Source organism: Vogesella sp., from assembly GCF_046297735.1.
GTDB classification, from domain to species: Bacteria; Pseudomonadota; Gammaproteobacteria; order Burkholderiales; family Chromobacteriaceae; genus Vogesella; species Vogesella urethralis.
In genome coordinates this window covers 125,659-143,063 of sequence record NZ_JBKBHK010000006.1, presented here as the reverse complement: position 1 = coordinate 143,063, position 17,405 = coordinate 125,659, and the positions used below count along the sequence as shown (strand labels likewise).

At 64.0% G+C, this 17,405-nt stretch carries 18 protein-coding genes; 8 read left to right on the top strand and 10 right to left on the bottom strand.

All coding sequences use genetic code 11. The features are described 5' to 3' along the window. Positions 1–32 precede the first annotated feature (32 nt). Positions 33–2,411: a heavy metal translocating P-type ATPase gene (locus ACK4FZ_RS09705; RefSeq protein ID WP_409820282.1), complete on the top strand. Its 2,379-nt coding sequence runs from the start codon at positions 33–35 to the stop codon at positions 2,409–2,411. Further along, on the top strand, positions 2,408–2,878 hold the full coding sequence (locus ACK4FZ_RS09700; RefSeq protein ID WP_409820280.1) for a methyltransferase family protein: 471 nt from the start codon (positions 2,408–2,410) through the stop codon (positions 2,876–2,878). The genes ACK4FZ_RS09705 and ACK4FZ_RS09700 overlap by 4 nt, the downstream gene beginning before the upstream one ends. A gap of 14 nt (positions 2,879–2,892) precedes the next feature. On the opposite strand, the gene ACK4FZ_RS09695 is transcribed toward ACK4FZ_RS09700, so the two are convergent. The 3 genes from ACK4FZ_RS09695 to ACK4FZ_RS09685 form a co-directional block, all read right to left on the bottom strand. Continuing rightward, positions 2,893–3,213, bottom strand: coding sequence for a YciI family protein (locus ACK4FZ_RS09695; RefSeq protein WP_144371948.1), 321 nt, complete (start codon positions 3,211–3,213; stop codon positions 2,893–2,895). Further along, complete coding sequence (locus tag ACK4FZ_RS09690; protein WP_144371947.1) at positions 3,210–3,815, bottom strand: putative metalloprotease CJM1_0395 family protein; 606 nt, start codon at positions 3,813–3,815, stop codon at positions 3,210–3,212. Before ACK4FZ_RS09690 ends, ACK4FZ_RS09695 begins: the two co-directional genes overlap by 4 nt. Positions 3,816–3,905: 90 nt before the next feature. Next, positions 3,906–5,666 carry an ABC transporter ATP-binding protein gene (locus ACK4FZ_RS09685; protein WP_409820277.1) on the bottom strand — a complete coding sequence of 587 codons (1,761 nt, stop codon included), beginning with the start codon at positions 5,664–5,666 and terminating at the stop codon, positions 3,906–3,908. Between the two features lie 79 nt (positions 5,667–5,745). Between ACK4FZ_RS09685 and ACK4FZ_RS09680 the strand changes: the two genes are divergently transcribed. Genes ACK4FZ_RS09680 through ACK4FZ_RS09670 form a run of 3 tightly spaced genes read left to right on the top strand, consistent with a single transcriptional unit; the run spans position 5,746 to position 7,405 of the window. Further along, positions 5,746–6,231 carry an acyl-CoA thioesterase gene (locus ACK4FZ_RS09680; protein WP_409820274.1) on the top strand — a complete coding sequence of 162 codons (486 nt, stop codon included), beginning with the start codon at positions 5,746–5,748 and terminating at the stop codon, positions 6,229–6,231. Further along, complete coding sequence (locus ACK4FZ_RS09675) at positions 6,228–6,794, top strand: GNAT family N-acetyltransferase (RefSeq protein WP_409820273.1); 567 nt, start codon at positions 6,228–6,230, stop codon at positions 6,792–6,794. Before ACK4FZ_RS09680 ends, ACK4FZ_RS09675 begins: the two co-directional genes overlap by 4 nt. After that, the gene (locus tag ACK4FZ_RS09670; RefSeq protein ID WP_409820271.1) at positions 6,728–7,405 is read left to right on the top strand and encodes a TIGR01621 family pseudouridine synthase; all 678 of its coding nucleotides are present in this window, start codon (positions 6,728–6,730) and stop codon (positions 7,403–7,405) included. Before ACK4FZ_RS09675 ends, ACK4FZ_RS09670 begins: the two co-directional genes overlap by 67 nt. 221 nt (positions 7,406–7,626) lie before the next feature. On the opposite strand, the gene ACK4FZ_RS09665 is transcribed toward ACK4FZ_RS09670, so the two are convergent. Next, on the bottom strand, positions 7,627–8,997 hold the full coding sequence (locus ACK4FZ_RS09665) for a peptide MFS transporter (protein WP_409820269.1): 1,371 nt from the start codon (positions 8,995–8,997) through the stop codon (positions 7,627–7,629). Positions 8,998–9,628: 631 nt separating this feature from the next. Between ACK4FZ_RS09665 and ACK4FZ_RS09660 the strand changes: the two genes are divergently transcribed. From ACK4FZ_RS09660 to ACK4FZ_RS09650, 3 genes are all read left to right on the top strand, one after another. Continuing rightward, complete coding sequence (locus tag ACK4FZ_RS09660; protein ID WP_409820266.1) at positions 9,629–11,017, top strand: tryptophanase; 1,389 nt, start codon at positions 9,629–9,631, stop codon at positions 11,015–11,017. Between the two features lie 79 nt (positions 11,018–11,096). Next, positions 11,097–11,876, top strand: a complete 780-nt coding sequence (locus ACK4FZ_RS09655; protein ID WP_409820264.1) for a hypothetical protein — start codon at positions 11,097–11,099, stop codon at positions 11,874–11,876. Positions 11,877–11,927: 51 nt separating this feature from the next. Beyond that, on the top strand, positions 11,928–13,034 hold the full coding sequence (locus ACK4FZ_RS09650) for an alpha-hydroxy acid oxidase (protein WP_409820262.1): 1,107 nt from the start codon (positions 11,928–11,930) through the stop codon (positions 13,032–13,034). A gap of 157 nt (positions 13,035–13,191) precedes the next feature. Here the strand turns inward: ACK4FZ_RS09650 and ACK4FZ_RS09645 are convergent, their stop codons facing one another. The 6 genes from ACK4FZ_RS09645 to ccoO form a co-directional block, all read right to left on the bottom strand. Continuing rightward, the gene (locus ACK4FZ_RS09645; RefSeq protein WP_409820260.1) at positions 13,192–13,581 is read right to left on the bottom strand and encodes a YbaY family lipoprotein; all 390 of its coding nucleotides are present in this window, start codon (positions 13,579–13,581) and stop codon (positions 13,192–13,194) included. Positions 13,582–13,590: 9 nt separating this feature from the next. Then, entirely contained in the window at positions 13,591–14,115 is a 525-nt protein-coding gene (locus ACK4FZ_RS09640; protein ID WP_409820259.1) for a FixH family protein, read from the bottom strand. A gap of 3 nt (positions 14,116–14,118) precedes the next feature. Further along, complete coding sequence (gene ccoG, locus ACK4FZ_RS09635) at positions 14,119–15,537, bottom strand: cytochrome c oxidase accessory protein CcoG (RefSeq protein ID WP_409820257.1); 1,419 nt, start codon at positions 15,535–15,537, stop codon at positions 14,119–14,121. Between the two features lie 151 nt (positions 15,538–15,688). Continuing rightward, entirely contained in the window at positions 15,689–16,603 is a 915-nt protein-coding gene (ccoP, locus tag ACK4FZ_RS09630; protein ID WP_409820255.1) for a cytochrome-c oxidase, cbb3-type subunit III, read from the bottom strand. Further along, on the bottom strand, positions 16,600–16,782 hold the full coding sequence (locus tag ACK4FZ_RS09625; RefSeq protein WP_409820252.1) for a cbb3-type cytochrome oxidase subunit 3: 183 nt from the start codon (positions 16,780–16,782) through the stop codon (positions 16,600–16,602). Before ACK4FZ_RS09625 ends, ccoP begins: the two co-directional genes overlap by 4 nt. Before the next feature lie 3 nt (positions 16,783–16,785). Next, the gene (ccoO, locus tag ACK4FZ_RS09620; protein WP_409820250.1) at positions 16,786–17,400 is read right to left on the bottom strand and encodes a cytochrome-c oxidase, cbb3-type subunit II; all 615 of its coding nucleotides are present in this window, start codon (positions 17,398–17,400) and stop codon (positions 16,786–16,788) included. Positions 17,401–17,405 lie beyond the last annotated feature (5 nt).

The window sequence follows — 17,405 nt, the reverse complement described above, 5'->3', positions numbered from 1 at the left end:
AATAAGACAAGCACGCTTCTGTGGAGACCAGCATGGCCCTGTATCAACCCAAACCTGGCAGCAAGATCATCCCCGTCGCCGTGGCGCAGCCGCATACTGCCCGCCACGACCACGACCACGACCACGACCACGACCACGACCACGACCACGACCACGACCACGACCACGACCACGACCACGACCACGACCACGACCACGACCACGACCACGACCACGACCACGACCACAGCCATAGCCACGAGCAGGCCGCCTGCTGCAGTGGCGACGCCTGCAGCAGCACGCTGACGGCAGCCCCGGCAGCAGCCGATGCGCCGGCAGGCAGCACGGCGTGGCGGCTGGCCATTCCGGCCATGGACTGCCCCACCGAAGGGCGGCTGGTAGACAAGGTGCTGGCCAACGTGACCGGCGTGCTGCGCGTGGACTTCAACTACATCGAGCGCACCGTCACCGTGCACCAGCGCGACGCCAGCCTGGCCGAAGTGCAGGCTGCGCTGGCCAGCACCGGCATGCCGGCACGGCTGCTGACGGCACACGAGGCTGACGCAGCGGTCGCGGCACCAGTCGAAAGCCGCGGCCAACTGTGGTTGGCCGGCCTGCTGGCGGCCGCCGCCGAGGGCGCTGTGCTGGCCGGTGCCAGCGACGGCGCCTGGTGGGTTGCCGCGCTGGCCATGGCCTCGATGCTGGCCGGTGGCCGCACTACCGCCCGCAAGGGCTGGTACGCGCTGAAGCTGCGCACACTCAATATCTACTTCCTGATGAGCCTGGCCGTGCTGGGCGCCATGGTGCTGCAGCAGTGGCCGGAAGCGGCAATGGTGCTGTTCCTGTTTGCACTGTCGGAAAAGCTGGAGGCGCTATCGCTGGCGCGCGCCGGCGAGGCGGTGCGCAGCCTGATGGCGTTGAAGCCGGATAGCGCCTGGGTAGAAGTCGATGGTCAGTGGCAGGCCGTCCCGAGCGACAGCCTGCAAGTTGGCCGCGTAGTAAGGGTGCGCCCCGGCGAGCGCGTGCCGCTGGATGGCGTCATCGTTAGCGGCCGCAGCGACTTCAACGAAGCGCCGATTACCGGCGAGAGCCTGCCGCTGGACAAGGGCGAGGGCGATGCCGTGTTTGCCGGTGCCATCAATGGCCAGGGGCTGGTGTTGGTGCAGGTGACGGCGGCGGCTGATGGCAGCGTGCTGGCGCGCATCATCCGCAGCGTGCGCGACGCGCAGGCCGGCAAGGCCGCCACCCAGCGCTTCATCGACCGTTTTGCGGCGGTGTACACCCCCATCGTGGTGGCCGTGGCGGTGCTGCTGGCGCTGGGCTTGCCACTGGCGGGCATGATGACGTGGCAAGCGGCGCTGTACCAGGCGCTGGTGTTGCTGGTGATTGCCTGCCCGTGCGCGCTAGTGATCGCCACCCCGGTAACGCTGGTGTCGGCGCTGTCGTCGGCGGCGCGGCGCGGCATGCTGGTCAAAGGGGGGGCCGCGCTGGAGGCGGCGGCTCGTATCCGTTACCTGGCGCTGGACAAGACCGGCACGCTTACCCGCGGTGAGCCGGTAATTGCCGACATTCTGTTGCAGCCCTCCGGCCCGGCGCGCGACGCCGCGCTGCAGGTAGCGGCCAGCCTGGAAGCGCACTCTACCCATCCGCTGGCGCGGGCGGTGCTGCAAGCCGCCGCCGGTATACCGCTGCTGGCTATTACCGACTTGCAAGAGACCGCCGGTGAAGGCGTACAGGCCACGGTGGGGGGGCAGCGCTGGGCGCTGGGTAACCGCCGCCTGCTGGCCCGGCTGGGGGCCGATATCGCGCCGTGGCTGCCACGCGTGCCTGACGGTAGCGGCGAGATGTGGCTGTGCCGCGATGACGAACCGCAGGCGCTGCTGCTGGTAGCGGATGCGCTGCGCCCGGACGCGGTGGCAGCGGTGGCGCAGTTGCAGCAGATGGGCATTGCGCTGACGGTGCTGTCCGGCGACCAGCAGGCGGTGGTTGGCCGCACCGCGGCGCAAGCCGGTATTGGCGAGGCGCTGGGCGGCCTGCTGCCGGATGACAAGCTGGCGCACATCCGTCGCCTGGCGCAGCAGGGGCCGGTGGCGATGGTGGGCGATGGCGTCAACGATGCGCCGGCGCTGGCGCAGGCAGAGCTGGGCATCGCCATGGGCGCTGCGGGTTCGGATACCGCGCTGGAAACCGCGCAGGTGGCGCTGATGGAAGACCGCCTCGACAAGCTGCCGCAGCTGTTTGCCCACGCCCGCCGCAGCATGGCGGTACTGCGCGCCAATATCGTGCTGGCCTTGGGCATCAAGCTGCTGTTCTTCATTCTGGCGCTGGCTGGCGTGGCTACGCTGTGGATGGCGGTGTTTGCCGACGTGGGCGCCAGCCTGCTGGTGATCTTCAACGGCCTGCGCCTGGCGCGGGTAGGGAGAGCCGCATGATGCGCTGGCTGGCGTGCCGCATTCCGCCGCCATTGCTGGCCTTGCTGTGTGCTTGGGGCATGGCGCTGGCCGCAAGACGTTGGCCGCAGTGGCCGCTGTCTTTGCCGGAGGGTGTCAGTCTGGTGGTGAGCGGAGGGCTGTTGCTGCTGGCGGTGTGGCTGGAAGGCAGCGCGGTGTGGGCGTTTGTGCGGCGGCGCACTACCCTCAGTCCGCTGCAGCCACAGCGCAGTAGCCAGCTGGTGGTGTCGGGCTTTTACCGTTTCAGCCGTAACCCGATGTATCTGGGCATGCTGTGCCTGCTGCTGGCTTGGGGCATGTGGCTGGGGCAGGCCGTAGCCCTGGCCGGGCCACTGTTGTGGGGGCTGTGGATCGATCGGCTGCAGATCGTGCCGGAAGAGCGCGCCTTGCGGGCGCGCTTCGGTGATGCCTACGCCGCGTATTGCCAGCGTGTCCGCCGTTGGCTGTAGACAGGCGGCAGCGTTTACACCTTCATGCCGCGCATGCCGCTGATACGGAACGGAAACAGCTCACCGCGCATCACACCGCCGGTTATCACCGGGTCGGCCTGCATGATGCGACGCGCTTCATCCTCGATGCCGGTATTGACCAGCACCATGCTGAACACGCGCTCATCGTTGGTGGTGGTGCGACCGAACAGCGTCACCTTGCCGGCCAGGCACAGGTCGTCCAGGTAGCAGGTGTGCTGGCTGATGCATTCGGCTTCGTGGTCGCTCAGGCCGCTGCGCAGCATGTCCGGCCGGGTAGGGTGCAACAGGTAAAGGTAGTGATGCATGGTGGTCATGCCCGTGTATCAATGCCGCGACCTTGCAGGGCGGGGGCCGTGCTGTCTTGCGGCTGGTAAGTTCTTGCAATGTTGTTGCCCCCCTGCCGGGCGGCGGCTTGTTCTGCCTGCGCCTGCAGCGCCATCTGTCTGGCTTGCGCGGCCACCGCCTGGTCCTGGCCGGAAGGTTCAGCGGGGGCCAGTGCGGCACGCTCCACGGCACGCGCCTTGCGTAGCGTTTCTTCCGGCGTACGCCCCGGGCTGACGTCGATGTTGACGTGGCCGCCTACCGCGTAACGCTGCCCGTCCGGCCCTTGCTGGTAACTGTAGCTGGGGCCGCTGACGCTTAGCCCGCCAGCAGCGGCGATATGCGCCTGCTCGTGGGCGCGCACTTCGCGGTCGCGCGCTTTCAGCTTGTCTACCTGCTGCTGTTCTTCCTCGCTTAATGCAGCCACACCCTTTTGGCCACGGCCCGTTCCGCCAGGCGCCTCCGCTGGCGTGCTGGTCACGCTGGCGGCCAGGCAACGGCTGCACTGACAGCCCGGACTACAGGCCGTCATCATCTTTGCCGGGCTGGCGTAAGCGCTGCCGTAGTTGGCCGCAGAGAGGGCGCCGATACTCATTTCGATGACAGTTTGCTGCGTTGTCTATAAGCATAGACCATAAAAAAAGGCCTGCAGATGAAGGCAGGCCTGATGTTCATGCTGGTGTGCTCAGCTTTCGCGCTCGCCCGTCTGCAGGCGCCACAGCGCAGCGTAGCTGCCCTGCTGTGCCAGCAGTACCTCATGCGTGCCCGATTCGATGATGCTGCCTTGCTCCATCACGTGAATGCAGTCGGCGTGGCGCACGGTGGACAGCCGATGGGCAATCACCAGCGTGGTGCGGCCACGCGATACCACGTCCAGCGAGCGCTGGATGGCGGCCTCGGTTTCGTTATCCACCGCGCTGGTGGCTTCGTCCAGCACCAGGATGCGCGGGTCTTTCAGGATGGCGCGGGCCAGCGCCAGGCGCTGGCGCTGGCCGCCGGACAGCTTCTGGCCGCGCTCGCCCACCGGCGTGTCGTAGCCCTGCGGCAGCTGCTGGATGAACGCGTGCGCCTCGGCAGCGCGCGCGGCGGCTTCGATGGCGTCGCGGCCAACCTTACCCATGCCGTAGGCGATGTTGTCAGCCACGCTGCCGTCGGTGAGGAACACGTCCTGGCTGACGTAGCCGATTTGGCGGCGCAGGTCGGTCAGCGACAGGGTACGGATATCCTGGCCGTCCAGGCGGATGCTGCCGCTACCGGCATCGTAGAAACGCAGCAGCAGCTTGATCAGCGTGCTCTTGCCCGAACCGGTGGCGCCGACAAAGGCCACGGTGCCGCCGGCAGGGATGGTGAGCGACACATTATGCAACACGGTGAGGTCGCCGTAGCCGAATGACAGGTTTTCGAAAGCCAGCTGGCCCGATACTGTGCCGGCAGGCAGCGCCTTGCCGTCGTAGGGGATGGTGACCGGCGTGGCCAGCACGCCCAGCACGCGGTCGATGGCGGTCATCGAGCGCTGGTACAAGTCGGCAATGTCGGCCAGGCCCACCAGCGGCCACAGCAGGCGCTGCGTCAGGTACACCAGCACCGAATAGCTGCCGACGCCGATCGCGCCGTGCAGCGCCAGCCAGCCGCCGTACACCAGCGTCACCACGAAGCCGGCCAGGATGGCCATGCGGATCACCGGGATGATGGCCGACGACAGGCGGATGGCGCGCGCGTTGGTGGTGCGGTAGTGCTCGCTGGCCTCGCGGATATGCTCGGCCTCGAACGTTTCGGCGGTAAACGCCTTGATGGTGGCAATGCCCAACAGGTTGTTGTTGAGGCGGCCGTTGATCACGCCGGCCGCTTCGCGCACCGCGCTGTAGCGCGGCGCAATGCGTTTCTGGAACCAGAAGGTGCCCACCAGGATCAGCGGCACCGGAAACAGCGCCATCATGGCCAGTTGCGGCGCCAGGTAAAAGAACACGCCGCCCACCATAATGGAGGAACACACCACCTGGATGATGCTGTTGGCGCCGCCGTTGAGGAAGCGCTCCATCTGGTTGATGTCGTCGTTGAGGATGGACATCAGATTGCCGGTGCTCTTATCCTCGAAATACGACAGCGGCAGCTGCTGCACGTGGCGGTAGGCGTCCAGCCGCAGTTCGTGCTGCAGGTTTTGCGCCAGGTTGCGCCAGCGCAGCTGGTACAGGTACTCGAACAGCGATTCACCGGCCCAGATCAGCACGGTAAGGGCGCCCAGCCACAGCAGCTGCTCGAAGCTGTCGGTAATGCCCAGCCGGGCCAGGAACGAGTCCTGCTTGCTGACGACCACATCCACAGCCACGCCGATCAGCACTTCGGGCAGGATGTCGAAAAACTTGTTGGTAGCGGAAAACAACGTTGCCAGCCACGCGTCGCGCCGGTAGGCGCTGGCGTAGCGGAAAAGCCGGGACAGGGAAGACATGGTGCCGGTATGCCGTAGGGGGGAGGGGGCGTCGATTTTACGCCGCCATGCAAAAAGAATGAAACAGGAATGACTATCAATGAGCGAACACTCTGTTAACCAGCGCGAACTCACCATGTCGGTGCTGATGACGCCGGATATGGCCAACTTCTCCGGCAACGTGCACGGCGGCGTGCTGCTGAAACTGCTGGACCAGGTGGCCTACGCTTGCGCCAGCCGCTACGCCGGCTGTTACGTGGTGACGCTGTCGGTAGACCAGGTGCTGTTCAAGCAGCCCATCCACGTGGGCGAGATGGTCACCTTCCTGGCCAGCGTCAACCACGTTGGCCGCACCTCGATGGAAGTGGGCATCAAGGTGGTAGCCGAAAACATCCAGCAGCGCACCGTGCGCCACACCAATAGCTGCTACTTCACCATGGTGGCCTGGGCCGACGGCAAGGCGGTGCCGGTGCCGCCGCTGTCGCTGGACAGCGACCTCCACCGCAAGCGCTTCCGCGAAGCCGAAATCCGCAAGCAGATGCGGCTTGAAGCCGAGCAACGCATGCAGCAGGCCACGGTGTCATGAGCCACGGGCTGCTGCCGCTGCCGGCATCGGACAAGCTGCGCGCCTACGCCGTGTACTGCGACGGCATGCAGGGCAAGCTCAGCCGCTGTCAGGGCTGGGACGCGCAGCTGCAGCGCCAGGGCTTCGAGCAGAGTTTTGCTGACGGCACCTTGTTCTGGTACCGCCACGGCGGGCAGGAGGTTGCGCTGGTCAGTATGACGTGGCGGCCGTACGGCCTGCACATCCACCTGCTGGTGGTGCTGGCACCGTGGCGGCGCCAGGGCATGGGGCGGCGGGTACTGGCGGTGCTGCACCAGCTCAGCCGTGGCCGCGTTACGCTGTGCTGCCTGCGCGACGACAAACCAGTGCGCGCCTTCTACGCCGAAATGGGCTACCGCGTCGCCGGCGGCGACGACGACTTCCTGCGGCTGGAATGGCCCGGCCTGCAGGTGCAGCCGGCGCTTGGGGCCGCCGCCGGCATCGCCTACAATGCGCGTCCCAGTCGAGAAACCCCGCCATGTCCGCCTTCCAGCTCGTATACAGCCACCCCCGCTTCCACCTTGTCCACAAGGCCCCCGGCCTAGGTTTTCATCGCGAAGGCGATACCCCCGGCCTGATGGATTTACTGCGCGAGGCACTGTCCGGCGACGCGCTGTGGCCGGTGCACCGGCTGGACCGCATTACCAGCGGCCTGATCGTGGTAGCGCGCAGCCAGCAGGACGCCGCCGAGCTGGGCGCCGCCTTTGCCGGCCGCGACGTGGAAAAGTACTACCTGGCACTGTCGGACGCCAAGCCGGCGCGCAAGCAGGGCCTGATCAAGGGCGATATGGACAAGGGCCGTGGCGGCGCCTGGAAGCTGTGCAAAAGCGCGGCCAACCCTGCCGTAACCCAGTTTTTCAGCCACAGCCTGGCACCCGGCCTGCGCCTGTTCGTGTTGCGCCCGCGCACCGGCAAGACCCACCAGCTGCGGGTGGCGATGAAGTCGCTGGGCGCGCCCATCCTGGGCGATGCGCTATACGGCGGCAGCGCCGCCGACCGCGGTTACCTGCACGCTTACGCGCTGGCGTTCACGCTGGCCGGCGAAACGCACCGCTTTGTGTGCCCGCCGCTATGGGGCGAACGTTGGCCGCAAGCAGCGCTGGCCGACTACCTGGCGGCGAACCCGCCGGCCGGCTTGCCGTGGCCGGTGCTGTAAGACCTTGCCCGCCACGAGGCAGACATGAAAAAAGCCGGTCGCTTGCGCGAACCGGCTTTTTTATCGATGTAGCAGGCTGGTGAACGTATTCACGCTCTTGCGAGCGGGCGCGAGACAAGGCAAAAGTGACTGAGGCAGCGCAGTTTACAAATGGTAAATGACCATGCCGAAGGCGCTTTTAACGCCGTATCGCCCACGCGCAGCAGATCGTGCACGTATGCTTAGCCCAGGCCGTGCATCATCTTTTTCAGCTTGCCCGACAGCAGGAACAGCACCAGCGCGGCGCCGCCAGCCATCAGCACGAACAGCATGAAGAAGTCGTGCAGGTTGGACACTGTGTAGCCCAGGAACACCGGCAGCGGCTTGCCCGGCTCCGGGTACAGGCCGGACAGCACGCCGGCAAACTTGTTGGCCAGCGCGCTGGACAGGAACCACACGCCCATCATCATCGACACCAGGCGTGCCGGCGACAGCTTCACCACCAGCGACAGGCCGATCGGCGACAGGCACAGCTCGCCGAAGGTGTGGATGCTGTACAGGCTGATCAGCCACAGCATGCTTACTTTCACGCCCGGCTCCAGACCGTTCACGCCCAGCGCGATGATCAGGTAACCGATAGCCAGCAGCAGCAGGCCGATGGCCATTTTCATCGGCGAGTTCGGCTCCAGGCCCTTCTTGCCCAGCGTCAGCCACAGCCAGGCAAACAGCGGCGCGCACACCACGATCACCACCGGGTTGATGCTTTGGAAGAACGAGGCCGGCACCGTCCAGCCCAGCAGCTGGCGGTTGGTCTGTTCTTCGGCAAAGAAGGTCAGCGAGGCGCCGGCCTGCTCGAAGGCAGACCAGAAAAAGATCACGAACGCCGACAGCAGCATGATCACCGCCAGGCGGTCTTTTTCTTCGCGCGTCAGCGGCGCGTGCTGGATCTTCTCGCCGCTTTCATGGTGACGCTTGGGCGGCAGGCCGATGGCGGCGCCTTCCGGCGTTACCAGGTAGCGGTTGCGGAAGCTCAGGAACAGCGCCAGCGACAGCAGCATGCCGATACCGGCGGCCAGGAAGCCCCACTTGAAGTCGGCCGGGTGGCCGGTATCGCCCAGCGTGCCGCACACCAGCGGCGCCAGCAGCGCACCGGCGTTGATGCCCATGTAGAACAGGGTGAAAGCGGAGTCCACGCGCTTGTCGCCGGCCGGGTACAGCTGGCCCACCATCGACGAGATGTTCGGTTTGAACAGGCCGTTACCGGCGATCAGCAGCGCCAGGCCGCCGAACATCAGCGGGGTGGCGGTGGCCGGCTGCTGGTACAGCGTGGCGGCAAAGAACATGGCGAACTGGCCGGCGGCCATCAACAGCGCGCCGCTGACGATGGCGCGGCGGTTGCCCCAGTAGCGGTCGGCAATGTAGCCGCCCAGCAGCGGCGCAAAGTACACCAGGCCGGTGTAGCTGCCGTAGATTTCGGAGGCGTAGGCCTTGTCGAACATCAGCGCCTTCACCATGAACAGCACGAAGATGGCGCGCATGCCGTAGTAGCTGAAGCGTTCCCACATTTCGGTCACGAACAGCAAGTACAGACCGCGAGGGTGTTGTCGGTACATGAGGGTCTTTCTCTAGTAGTGAGTGAGGTGCACAGTCCTGTTTTTATCGGGGCGGACTTTGGCAAGGCGTCGGATTGTGCTGATGCTTTGGCGTTAATGCAATAGAAAAATGCGCCAAAATGAACATTTATGGCGTTATATTGTAATAAATTGGTGAAACTTATTTGATATGCATATTCGTATAGTGTAAATACTCCCGCGCTGATTTGTGGTTTTCACTATCGAATTGCTGCGGTGAAGCATCGATAAATCTTGCTGCCAGCCGGCCGCTGGCGTAGGCTGCAGTGTGGCCCGCGCGGCCACCCGACACACTGGAGAACGTGCATGAAACCGCTAGTTTGCCCCGCAGCAAGCAGCGCCTGCCGCAGCCTGCTGCCCAACTGGTATAACCTCGACGTTGTACTGGCCAACGACTTCCCCCGCGCCTGATGCCCCTAGGCAGCTCTTCGGCTGTCCGTCTGTTTTAAAGCCAAACTAAACAATCTACTGACACCTGTGGCCCTGCCACGCTGCGTTGCTGCGCGCTATGGTCGCGCCCGCAGTGTGCCGCCGCGTCGCCCCGTCACGCCCTTGGCCGGCGTGGTAGCGGCGTGCCCGGCAGCAAGGTTGGCCGCAGGCATGGAGCATCAACATGGCACGACGCATCCCCGAACCGTTCCGCATCAAGATGGTAGAGCCCATCAAGCAGACCACCCCCGAATACCGCCGCGAGGCACTGGCCGCTGCCGGCTGGAACCCGTTCCTGCTGCGCGGTGAAGACGTGTACATCGACCTGCTGACCGATAGCGGCACCGGCGCCATGTCGGACCGCCAGTGGGCCGGCGTGATGATGGGCGACGAAGCCTACGCCGGTAGCCGCAACTTCTACGAGCTGGAAGCCACGGTGAAAGAGGTGTTCGGTTACGCCCACACCCTGCCCACCCACCAGGGCCGTGGCGCCGAGCAGATCCTGTTCCCCGAGCTGGTGAAACGCTGCGGCAGCCAGCAGCCGGTGTTTTTGTCCAACTATCACTTTGATACCACCAAGGCGCATGTGGAGATTGCCGGCGCCCGAGCCATCAACGTGCTGACGCCGCAGGCGCTGGACACCACCACCGCCTACGACTGGAAAGGCGACTTCGACCTGCCGCGCCTGGCGGCGCTGATCGAAGAACACGGCGCGGCCAACGTGGCCGGCCTGATCATCACCGTGACCTGCAACAGCGCCGGTGGCCAGCCGGTGAGCATGACCAGCATCCGCGAGTCCGCCGCGCTGGCGCGCCGCCACGGCATTCCGGTGATTATCGACGCGGCGCGCTTTGCCGAAAACGCCTGGTTCATCCAGCAGCGCGATCCCGACTACGCCAAGATGTCGGTAGCGGCCATCGTGTACGAGATGTTCAGCCACGGCGACATGTTCACCATGTCGGCCAAAAAGGACGCGCTGGTGAACATCGGCGGCCTGTGCTGCTTCAAGAGTGACGAAGACCTGTTCCGCAGCGTGCAGGTGCGCTGCGTGGCGATGGAAGGCTTTGTCACCTACGGCGGCCTGGCAGGGCGCGACATGGCCGCGCTGGCAGTGGGCCTGAAAGAGGGCATGGACGAAGGCTATCTGGCCTACCGTATCGGCCAAGTGGCGTACCTGGGCGACAGGTTGGCCGCAGGCGGTATCCCGATCCAGACGCCGACCGGGGGCCACGCCGTGTTTGTGGACGCCAAGAAGCTGCTGCCGCACATCCCGGCCGGGCAGTTCCCGGCGCACGCGCTGGCGTGCGAGCTGTACCTGGAAGGCGGCATTCGCGGCGTGGAAATCGGCTCGCTGCTGCTGGGCCGCAACCCGGCTACCGGCGAGCAGGAACCGTCGCCGTTCGAGCTGCTGCGCCTCACCATCCCGCGCCGCGTGTACACCAACGACCACATGGACTACATCGCCGACTGCCTGATCGACATCCAGCAGAGGGCTAGCAGCATCCGCGGTCTGGGCTTCGACTACGAGCCGCCTATCCTGCGCCACTTCACCGCGCGTCTGCATCCGCTGTAAGCCCTTGCCTGCCTCCACACCCCGCTGCACGCAGCGGGGTTTTTGTTGTGCTTGTATAGTGCTGGCAGGAGGCAAGGGCATGGGTATCAGGATCATCACAGCACTGTTGGCCGCATTGCTGGCCACGCAGGCGCTGGCACAAACCAGCGTTACGCTGTCTTACGCGGGCGACGCGCTGGTGTACGACGGCGAGCTGTCGGCCGCCGCCAACCAGCGCCTGTTTGCGCTGTACGACGCGGCCACGGTGAAGCCGCACACGTTGGTGATCAGCAGCAGCGGCGGCGCCTTCAACCTGGGGCTGGCGCTGGGCGAGTGGGTGGCGCAGCAACGCTTGCGCGTGCACGTGCCGCGCTACTGTAATTCGGCCTGCGCCAACTACGTGTTTACCGCCGCCAGCCAGCGCGAGCTGGGTTACCACGCGGTGCTGGCCTTTCACGGCGGCATGGACGTGGCCGACCGTCAGCGTGGCGTGTATCTGGCGCGTTTTCCGGCCGAGCGCCAGGCCGAGGCCCGGCAGCGCTTTGCTGCCGAAGTAAAAGAAGCACGCCAGCGCGAGCTGGCTTTCTTTGCCCGTATCGGTATCGACCCGGCGATTACCAGCTACGGCTACCAGCGCTTCCCGCGCATCATGCGGCAGTACAAGGCCTGGAGTTATTCGCTACCCATGCTGCGCCGCTTTGGCGTGGGGCCGATCAGCATCAGCGACAACGAGCGCTGGCTGCCGCGCCCGGCCGACGACGGCTTGCTGATGATCCTGGCACCGCAGCGCTACGGCTGTCTGCCGGCTGGCCGCGTCACCGACCTGCTGTACGACTGCGTGACCGACCAGCCGCTTCCGCTGTCGCTATTGGGTGATTGATAGTTATTCCCATCTGGGGTAGGGTGGCGCTTTGCCCGCCGCTACCCTGTCATGACCCCGCATCTGGACCATATTCCCGCCGACCTGGTGTCCGCCGCCGACTACCAGCGCTACGCCCAGCGCATGATGTCGGCCAACGCCCGCGCCTATATCGATAGCGCCGCCGCCGACGAACTGAGCCATGCGGCCAACCTGCAGGCCTTTGCCCGCCACCGCCTGCACCCCCGCGTACTGGCCGACGTACAGGGCGGCCACAGCCGTTGCCGTCTGCCGGGGCTGGATCTGGCCATGCCGATTTTGCTGGCGCCGGTGGCTTACCAGAAACTGGTACACCCCGACGCCGAGCGCAGCGCCGCCTACGCCGCCAGCGTGATGGGCAGCAGCATGCTGGTGAGCACGCTGGCCAGTACGTCGCTGGAAGACGTCGCCGCCGCCGCACCGTCGCCGCTGTGGTTCCAGCTGTACTGGCAGCACGACCGCGCCGTGGTGGCGCAGCTGGTGCAGCGCGCCGAAGCCGCCGGCTATCGCGCGCTGGTGTTGACGGTGGATGCGCCGCTGGCCGGCGTGCGCAACGCCGAGCAGCGCGCCGGCTTTGCCCTGCCGGATGGTGTGGCCGCGGTAAACCTGGCCGGCATGGCGCCGTACCAGCCCGCCCTGGCCGCCGGGCAGAGCGCGGTGTTCGACGGCATGATGGCCATCGCGCCGCGCTGGGCCGACATCGCCTGGCTGCGCAGCCAGACCCGCTTGCCGATTGTGCTGAAAGGCATCTTGTCGCCGCACGACGCCGAACTGGCGTTGCAGCACGGCGTGGACGGCCTGGTGGTGTCCAACCACGGTGGCCGCGTGCTGGACACGGTACCGGCCGCGCTGGACGCACTGCCCGCCATCGCCGCCGTGGTACAGGGCCGCGTGCCGCTGCTGCTGGACGGCGGTATCCGTCGCGGCAGCGACGTGTTCAAGGCCTTGGCGCTGGGCGCCAGCGCGGTGCTGATCGGCCGCCCGTTCCTCCACGCGTTGGCAGTGGCCGGCGCGCTGGGCGTGGCCCACTTGCTGCGCACGCTGCACGAAGAGCTGGAGGTGACCATGGCGCTGACCGGCTGCCGCACGCTGGCCGACATCGGTCCGCATTGCCTGTGGCCGGCGCCGCCTGCCGCGTAGTGCGGGTGGCTGGTGGCAAAGCTTGGCCGCATGGATAACGGCAAGAGAATATAGGGTGGTGCCAGCACGCTGCCTGTCAGCTTGCGGCCAACCTTGCGCTGGCCCAAACAATAAAAAAGGCAGCCATATGGCTGCCTTTGGGCGCTGCGTTGCGGGTTTACTGACCGACCATCACCAGCCGCAGGTTTACCTTGTTGGCCAGATTGGCTACCGGCTCGGCGGCCTGCATGCGTAGTTCGCCATCGACAAACAGGCGCGCGTCTACTGCATACTGACGGCCGGTTGTGATGGCAGCGTAGTCGTAGCACAGCGAAAAGGCGATGGGCGTCGCGACCTTTTCCAGTGTTTGCTCGGCCAGTACCGCCGGTACGCCGCTACTTACGTCCAGCAGGCGTACGCGCAGCAGGGTCTTGTCGCGTGGGTAGGCAATGCGTTCCATATAGAATGCGCTGCCATTGACATAGCCCATGCCGGGGCGGGTGGCGCAGGCGGCCAGGCTGCCTGCGGCGAGGCCCAGCAGCAGGGTGCGGCGGGTAGTCGGGTTCATGGTGGTTGTTTATTCCTCTACCGGTTCCAGTTTGGGGTTGCCCAACTGCACCATGGCGCTTTCATCCGGTCGCCATTCGCCTTGCAGACGCCAGGTACCAGCCTTGTCTTCCAGCCGCAAGTACCAGTGTTTGGCGTTGCCGGCCTTGATGCTGGCCTGGTACAGGTTGTCTCCCTGGCGTTGCAGGGCGGGCTGTTGGTCGTCCTGCTGCCGCGTGGGATGAAGCAGGGTGAACACCAGGTCGCCTTGCAGTGGCTTCTTGCTGCTGGTGAGAATGCGCACCGATTGGCGATCGTCGCTGAACATGGCTTGTGCACTGATGCCCAGATTGACGGCAGCCTTGTCGCGGGTGAGCTCCAGGTTGATGTCTTTGCCGCGCTTGTAGTAGTCGTCTGTCACCATGTCGTCTGCGGTGACAACGGCAATGCGGAACGTAATAACGCCGGCAATCACTGCCAGCGCCGGGCCGGCCATGAGTATCCATGGCCAGCGGTCTTTGTACCAGGGGCGCTCGGCCCCTGCCTTGTTTTGCATGCTTTATTCCCCGATAAAGCTGGATTTCTCTTCCACGCTAATCTGGTCGTCGATGGATTCGATGGTGAAGTGAATCTCATGACTGCCTTTGGTTGCCACCTCGGGCGCAGCCAGTGCGCGTACGGTAATCAGCTCGTTGCTCATGCCCTCGACGCGGTATGCCGGTTTTTCGCTCACCAGCTTGATACCGTCCAGGCCCTCGACTTTGATGCGGAAGGTCTGTGCTTGTTCCGAGACGTTCATGATGCGCAGGCTGTAGGTGTTTTCCAGCATGCCATCATCGGTTTCCCGAACCAGCGAGGCGCGATCCCGAATGATATCCACCTTGAACGGTTTGCGCATGGCCAGCGAGGTAATGGCTGCTATGAAAATCACCGCCAGAACCAGGCTGTACATCACCACACGGGGGCGTTTCAGGCGCGAGGCAATGGCGCTTTCCGGGTATTTGCCTTCCAGCGCGGCTTCGGTGGTGTAGCGGATCAGGCCTTTGGGGCTGCCGATCTTGACCATCACTTCGTCGCAGGCGTCGATACAAGCGGCACAGCCGATGCACTCGTACTGCAGGCCGTTACGGATGTCGATGCCGGTGGGGCACACCTGCACGCAGATGCCACAGTTGATGCAGTCGCCCAGATTGGCTTGCTCTTGGCCTTTCTTGCGTGCGCCGCGCGGTTCGCCGCGCTTTTCATCGTAGGAGATGATCAAGGTGTCTTCATCGAACATGGCGCTCTGGAAACGGGCATACGGGCACATGTACATGCACACCTGCTCGCGCATGTGAGCGGCCAGCAGGTAGGTAAAACCGGCGTAGAAGAACATCCAGAACGTTTCCCACGGCCCGTAGTTGAAGGTGGGCATGGCGGCGATCAGGTCGTGGATGGGGGTGAAGTAGCCCACCAGCGTAAAGCCGGTCCACAGCGAGAACAGGATCATGATGCCGTGCGAGGTACTTTTGATACCGAGCTTGCGCAGGCTCCACGGTTCTTTGTCCAGCTTCATGCGCTTGTTGCGGTCACCTTCGATCTTTTCCTCTATCCACAGCATGATTTCGGTGTACACCGTTTGCGGACAGGAATAGCCGCACCACAGGCGGCCGGCGATGGTGGTCCAGGTAAACAGACCAAAAGCACTGCACATCAGCAGGGCTGCAAGATAGACGAAATCCTGCGGCAGGATGGTAAGGCCGAACAGGTAGAACTTGCGGTTGACTAGGTCGAACAGTACGGCTTGGCGATCGTTCCACTGCAGCCAGGGCGTGACGTAGTACACCAGCTGGGTGGCGATGACGAACAGGATGCGCCAGTTGGCAAATACCCCTTTCACGCTGCGCGGGTAGATCTTTTTGCGTGCGGCGTACAGAGAGACGGTTTCTGTGGCGGGTTTTTCTATCTTGACCCCGATATCTTTAAGCTTGTCGCTCATCTGGCTTCCCTTTTAGAACGCTTCATAAAGCCCACAGCACTATTCTATGGGCTTTATGAAACACACTGCATGCTAATACAATTCACAAACAAATAAAATGTAGGCACAAAAGATACTGCCCGCTTGCGCGGGCAGTATTGAGCAGGATCAATTACTGGGCTTTGGCGTTATTGGTCAGGCCATAAACGTAAGCGGTCAGCAGATGTACCTTGCCGTCACCGAGGAAGTCTTTCCAGGCCGGCATCTGGTTGTTGCGGCCGTTGGTGATGGTTTCGATGATGGTCTTTTCGGTACCACCATACAGCCACACGCTATCGGTCAGGTTAGGTGCGCCGATGGCCTGGTTACCTTTGCCGTCTGCACCGTGGCAAGCCACACATACTGCAGTGAAGGTTTCCTTGCCACGTGCTGCGCGGTCAGCGTCATGTTTCTTGCCGGACAGCGACATCACGTAGTTGGCGGTGTCTTTCACCTTCTCTTCGCCGAATGCTGCGCCGAAGGCAGGCATCTGGCCGATGCGACCAGCGGCGATGGAGGCATGGATGGCTTTTTCATCACCACCGTACAGCCAGTCGCTATCGGTCAGGTTGGGGAAGCCCTTGGCGCCGCGGGCATCAGAGCCGTGGCACTGCACACAGTAGGTCTGGAACAGGCGCTTGCCCATGGCTTGCGCTTCCGGATCGGCGGCCACGGTTTTTACGTCCTGTTTCAGGTACTTGTCGTACAGCGGCTGGTACTTGGCTTCGGCAGCGGCTTTTTCTTCCTTGTACTGGCCAACGGAAGTCCAGCCACGGATGCCTTTCCAGGTGCCCAGGCCCGGGTACAGTACCAGGTAGACGGCAGCAAAGATCAGCGTCAGGTAGAACATCAGCATCCACCAGCGCGGCAGCGGGTTGTTGTACTCTGCCAGGTCCTCATCCCAGATGTGACCGGTGATCTGTACTTCCTCACCCTTCTTGACGGTGGTTTTCGATTGCGAGAACAGCAGGTAGGTCAAGCCTACCAGGCCCACAATCACCACCACGGCGATATATACGCCCCAGAAACCACTAACAAAATCACTCATTGCTTCGCTCCGTTGGAAGCGTTACCGGAAGGCGGCTGGTCGTCCTCGTCCAGGACAAGGTTGGCCGCTTCGTCGTAACGCTTCTTGGCTTTTTTACCGAAGGCACCCAGTGCAATCACGATAAACACGGTGAAGCAGAATACCGTGAACAGGATGCGCCCCAGATTAGTCCAGTCCATGGCTTAACGCGCGTTCTTCAGTGCAAGGCCCAGGCCTTGCAGGTAAGCGATCAGCGCGTCCAGTTCGGACTTGCCCTCCACCTGGGCTTGCGCCTCGGCGATTTCCTTGTCGGTGTACGGTACGCCCACCTTGCGCAGTGCGGTCATCTTGGCGGCTACGCCTTCCGCATCGGCCAGGTTACGTGCCAGCCACGGGAAGGCAGGCATGTTGGACTCCGGTACCACGTCACGCGGGTTGATCAGGTGAACGCGGTGCCATTCGTCGGAATAGCGGCCGCCAACACGGGCCAGGTCCGGACCGGTACGCTTGGAACCCCACTGGAACGGGTGGTCGTACACCGATTCGCCCGCTACCGAGTAGTGACCGTAGCGCTCGGTTTCGGCGCGGAACGGACGGATCATCTGCGAGTGGCAGGTGTAGCAGCCTTCGCGGATGTAGATGTCACGACCGGTCAGCTGCAGCGCGGTGTAAGGCTTTACACCGGCTACCGGCTGGGTGGTGGACTTCTGGAACATCAGCGGCACGATCTCGATCAGGGCGGCCACGCTGATAACCAGCAGTGTCAGCACGATCAGGTATGCGACGTTTTCTTCAATCAGTTTCTGGATCTTTTCCATGATGA

Excerpts from the sequence above, each read along its gene's own strand:
- ccoG (WP_409820257.1), bottom strand. The coding sequence starts at position 15,537 with ATGAGCGACAAGCTTAAAGATATCGGGGTCAAGATAGAAAAACCCGCC.
- ACK4FZ_RS09650 (WP_409820262.1), top strand. The coding sequence starts at position 11,928 with ATGACCCCGCATCTGGACCATATTCCCGCCGACCTGGTGTCCGCCGCC.
- ACK4FZ_RS09660 (WP_409820266.1), top strand. The coding sequence starts at position 9,629 with ATGGCACGACGCATCCCCGAACCGTTCCGCATCAAGATGGTAGAGCCC.
- ACK4FZ_RS09675 (WP_409820273.1), top strand. The coding sequence starts at position 6,228 with ATGAGCCACGGGCTGCTGCCGCTGCCGGCATCGGACAAGCTGCGCGCC.
- ccoP (WP_409820255.1), bottom strand. The coding sequence starts at position 16,603 with ATGAGTGATTTTGTTAGTGGTTTCTGGGGCGTATATATCGCCGTGGTG.
- ACK4FZ_RS09690 (WP_144371947.1), bottom strand. The coding sequence starts at position 3,815 with ATGAGTATCGGCGCCCTCTCTGCGGCCAACTACGGCAGCGCTTACGCC.
- ACK4FZ_RS09625 (WP_409820252.1), bottom strand. The coding sequence starts at position 16,782 with ATGGACTGGACTAATCTGGGGCGCATCCTGTTCACGGTATTCTGCTTC.
- ACK4FZ_RS09670 (WP_409820271.1), top strand. The coding sequence starts at position 6,728 with ATGTCCGCCTTCCAGCTCGTATACAGCCACCCCCGCTTCCACCTTGTC.
- ACK4FZ_RS09705 (WP_409820282.1), top strand. The coding sequence starts at position 33 with ATGGCCCTGTATCAACCCAAACCTGGCAGCAAGATCATCCCCGTCGCC.
- ccoO (WP_409820250.1), bottom strand. The coding sequence starts at position 17,400 with ATGGAAAAGATCCAGAAACTGATTGAAGAAAACGTCGCATACCTGATC.
- ACK4FZ_RS09665 (WP_409820269.1), bottom strand. The coding sequence starts at position 8,997 with ATGTACCGACAACACCCTCGCGGTCTGTACTTGCTGTTCGTGACCGAA.
- ACK4FZ_RS09655 (WP_409820264.1), top strand. The coding sequence starts at position 11,097 with ATGGGTATCAGGATCATCACAGCACTGTTGGCCGCATTGCTGGCCACG.
- ACK4FZ_RS09695 (WP_144371948.1), bottom strand. The coding sequence starts at position 3,213 with ATGACCACCATGCATCACTACCTTTACCTGTTGCACCCTACCCGGCCG.
- ACK4FZ_RS09645 (WP_409820260.1), bottom strand. The coding sequence starts at position 13,581 with ATGAACCCGACTACCCGCCGCACCCTGCTGCTGGGCCTCGCCGCAGGC.
- ACK4FZ_RS09640 (WP_409820259.1), bottom strand. The coding sequence starts at position 14,115 with ATGCAAAACAAGGCAGGGGCCGAGCGCCCCTGGTACAAAGACCGCTGG.
- ACK4FZ_RS09700 (WP_409820280.1), top strand. The coding sequence starts at position 2,408 with ATGATGCGCTGGCTGGCGTGCCGCATTCCGCCGCCATTGCTGGCCTTG.
- ACK4FZ_RS09685 (WP_409820277.1), bottom strand. The coding sequence starts at position 5,666 with ATGTCTTCCCTGTCCCGGCTTTTCCGCTACGCCAGCGCCTACCGGCGC.
- ACK4FZ_RS09680 (WP_409820274.1), top strand. The coding sequence starts at position 5,746 with ATGAGCGAACACTCTGTTAACCAGCGCGAACTCACCATGTCGGTGCTG.